At 70.4% G+C, this 2,787-nt stretch carries 4 protein-coding genes; 1 reads left to right on the forward strand and 3 read right to left on the reverse strand.

Annotated features, from left to right (window positions below; translation table 11 throughout):
• From WAL33_RS15315 to WAL33_RS15325, 3 genes are all read right to left on the reverse strand, one after another.
• Positions 1-552, reverse strand: a 552-nt coding sequence (locus WAL33_RS15315) for an MBL fold metallo-hydrolase (RefSeq protein WP_422182383.1), incomplete at its 3' end; no start/stop codon positions are given.
• Between the two features lie 111 nt (positions 553-663).
• A complete protein-coding gene (locus WAL33_RS15320) occupies positions 664-1,371 on the reverse strand; it encodes a hypothetical protein (RefSeq protein WP_422182384.1) in 708 nt (235 codons plus the stop codon).
• A gap of 94 nt (positions 1,372-1,465) precedes the next feature.
• Entirely contained in the window at positions 1,466-2,593 is a 1,128-nt protein-coding gene (locus WAL33_RS15325) for an RluA family pseudouridine synthase (RefSeq protein WP_422182385.1), read from the reverse strand.
• On the opposite strand from WAL33_RS15325, the gene WAL33_RS15330 reads away from it, so the two are divergent.
• A partial coding sequence (locus WAL33_RS15330; protein ID WP_422182386.1) for a pseudouridine synthase occupies positions 2,547-2,787 on the forward strand: 241 nt, incomplete at its 3' end. The genes WAL33_RS15325 and WAL33_RS15330 overlap by 47 nt on opposite strands.

Here is a 2,787-nt window from a genome sequence, read left to right on the forward strand (position 1 = left end):
GTGCAGGCCGGCGGCGTCGGCGCCGGGGTCGGCGCAGTCGCCCAGGCCCTGATCGGGCGGCAGGATGGCCGAGCCGGCGAACACGACATCGCCGATCTTATAGGCCGTGGCGCCGGGCAGGCGGCCGGGCAGGGCGATGGCGGTGATCTCGATCCCGCCCATCGGCAGGACCTCGCCGTCCTGGGCCAGCTTGTCGAAGTCCCAGCCTTCGAGGTCGACGCCGTCGCTGCCCAGCACCGGGACCAGGCGCTTGAGGCTGTCCAGCACCGCGGCGCCGATGCAGATCGAGGCGCCGGTCTCGTATTTCAGGTGGCCGGCCGCCGAAAGGTGGTCGGTGTGCAGGCCGGTCTCTAGGATCCAGGTCGGACCCAGGTCCCTGGCGCGGACCTCGGCGATGATGGCGTCGATGAAGCCGGTGTCGACGGCCTGGGTCAGCGGGTCATAGTCGAGGACAGGATCGACAAACGCGCAGAGCAAGGTGGCCGGATCGGCGATCAAATAGGTCATCCGCCCGGTGGCGGGATGGTGAAAAGCGGTGATTTCCGGCTGCATAGATCGGTCCGATGACGCCCTGAGGCGGGCATCTTTGAACGCAAGCTCTTAAGTATCGGCGAACAAGACCCGCCTGCTCGCTGCCGAGGCGATTCGTCTCGGCTGTGAAGCCTACGGGCGCTCGGCCGCCGCCGCGCAGCTTTTTCCGCCACGCATTTCGGTGACCCAGATAGGCTCCACATAGCGGTCGCCGTCACGGAAACCGGGCGCGCAGCCTTCCGGCGTGTCCGATTTGTTCCGCCGGCCGCCGTCGCGCATGTCGAGCGACAGGGCTAGGGACCGCGACGTACCGTCGCGCGGACCCCAGCCGTAGCCGTATCCGCCGTCATGGCCGTAACCGTAGCCGCCATAGCCGTAGCCGCCGTGTTTGCCGTAGTTGGTCTGGCCGACGGTGACGCCCAGGGTTCCGGTCTCGCCGATCGGGATCAGGGACGAGACATAGCCGCTGCGATAGCCGCCAGTGCCGACGCTGACGCCGGCCTCGCCGTGCACCTGGCGCTTGCCGTCCTTGTCCAAGGGGAAGCCGTTCACATCGAGGTCCGCGCGGGGCGCGTAGTTGATCGGATCGCCTCCGACCGCCGGCGCGTCGGCCATCCAGGCTGAGAGCGGGTCGACGGCGGCGGGTTTGGCGCGTTCGGCCTCGGCGCGGACTTGGGCGTCGGCCTTGGCCTGGGCCAGCTCGGCGTCGGTTGGCGGGCGGGTGGCGCGCGCCGCGGCGGTGGTCACGACCTCGTCGTCGGTCGAACGGGCGAGCGCCGCGCCGGGCAGGGCCAGCGGAAGGGCCAACAGGGCGGCGAGAGCGATGCGGGACGCGAACATGGGACGAAACCTCCGACCCGCCACAGTGGGCTCGGTCTGTAACCGAATTAGGGCCTGAATGTATCAGCGGTGCAAGGCGAAGCTGGAGACGCGCCTAGAGCGCCTCAAGGGCAGTTTCCAACGCCGCCATGTCGGGCGGCAGGGGCGTTTCGAAGCGCAGTGTCTCTCCCGTGATCGGGTGGACGAAGCCCAGCACGGCCGCGTGCAGGGCCTGGCGGGAGAAGCCGATCTCCGTGAGGGCGGCCTTGACCGGCGCGGCGGGCGCGCCGGCGCCATAGACCGGGTCGCCCAGACAGGGCGAACCCTTGCTGGCCATGTGCACGCGGATCTGATGGGTGCGGCCGGTCTCCAGACGGCAGGCGACGCGCGCCGCCAAGGGGGCGCTCTGGGCCTTGCCCGACGACCCGAAGGTCTTTTCGACGCGATAGTGGGTGACCGCCTCGCGGCCGCCGGACTTCAGCACCGCCATCTTCTTGCGGTCGCCCGGCGAGCGGCCCAGTTGGGTGGTGATCGTGCCGACGGCCGGCTGCGGCGCGCCACGGGTCAGGGCCAGGTACATGCGGTCGATGTCGTGCTTGGCGAACAGGGCCGACAGCCCCTGGTGGGCGGCGTCGGTCTTGGCCGCCACCATCACGCCCGAGGTTTCCTTGTCCAGCCGGTGGACGATGCCGGGCCGCGCCACGCCGCCGATCCCCGACAGGCTGTCGCCGCAGTGGAACAGCAGGGCGTTGACCAGGGTGCCGGTCTCACAGCCGGGCGCGGGATGGGCGGCCATGCCCGACGGCTTGTCGATGACGATCAGGTGGGCGTCCTCGTAGAGCACGCTGAGCGGTATGTTCTCCGGCTCGGGTTCGGCGGCGATCGGCGGCGGGACCCGCACCTGGTAGACGCCGGCCGGGGCCTTGGCCTTTCCGTCGACCATCGGGCGCGGTTCGCGGCCCTCGACGACTAGCGACACCTGGCCGGCGGCGATCAGGGCCTGCAGGCGGGCCCGCGACAGGTCCGGAGCGGCGGCCGCCAGGGCCTTGTCCAGCCGCTGGCCGGCCAGGCCCGCGTCCAGCTCGATCCGCACGACCTCGCCGCCGACGCCCGCGTCTTCGGCGTCGGGCGCGTCCAGGTCGTCGATCTCGTCGTCGACGAGCGGCGCGGTCGGGGCGGAGGGCGACGTCGTCGAGATGCTGGTGCCGGAAGCGGTCGATGCCGACCCGCTGCCGGAGAACATCCCGCTGTCGATCCTCTATGAGGACAAAAGCTTCGTCGTCGTCGACAAGCCGTCGGGGCTGGTCGTGCATCCCGGTCCCGGCAACTGGACGGGCACGCTGGTCAACGCCCTCCTCCACCATTGCGGCGACAGCCTGTCGGGCATTGGCGGGGTGAAGCGGCCCGGCATCGTCCACCGGCTGGACAAGGATACGA

It is taken from the genome of Caulobacter sp. (assembly GCF_049283275.1).
GTDB lineage: Bacteria > Pseudomonadota > Alphaproteobacteria > Caulobacterales > Caulobacteraceae > Caulobacter.

Coding starts and splice junctions, on each gene's coding strand:
- WAL33_RS15320 (WP_422182384.1), bottom strand. CDS start 1,371: ATGTTCGCGTCCCGCATCGCTCTCGCCGCCCTGTTGGCCCTTCCGCTG.
- WAL33_RS15325 (WP_422182385.1), bottom strand. CDS start 2,593: ATGTTCTCCGGCAGCGGGTCGGCATCGACCGCTTCCGGCACCAGCATC.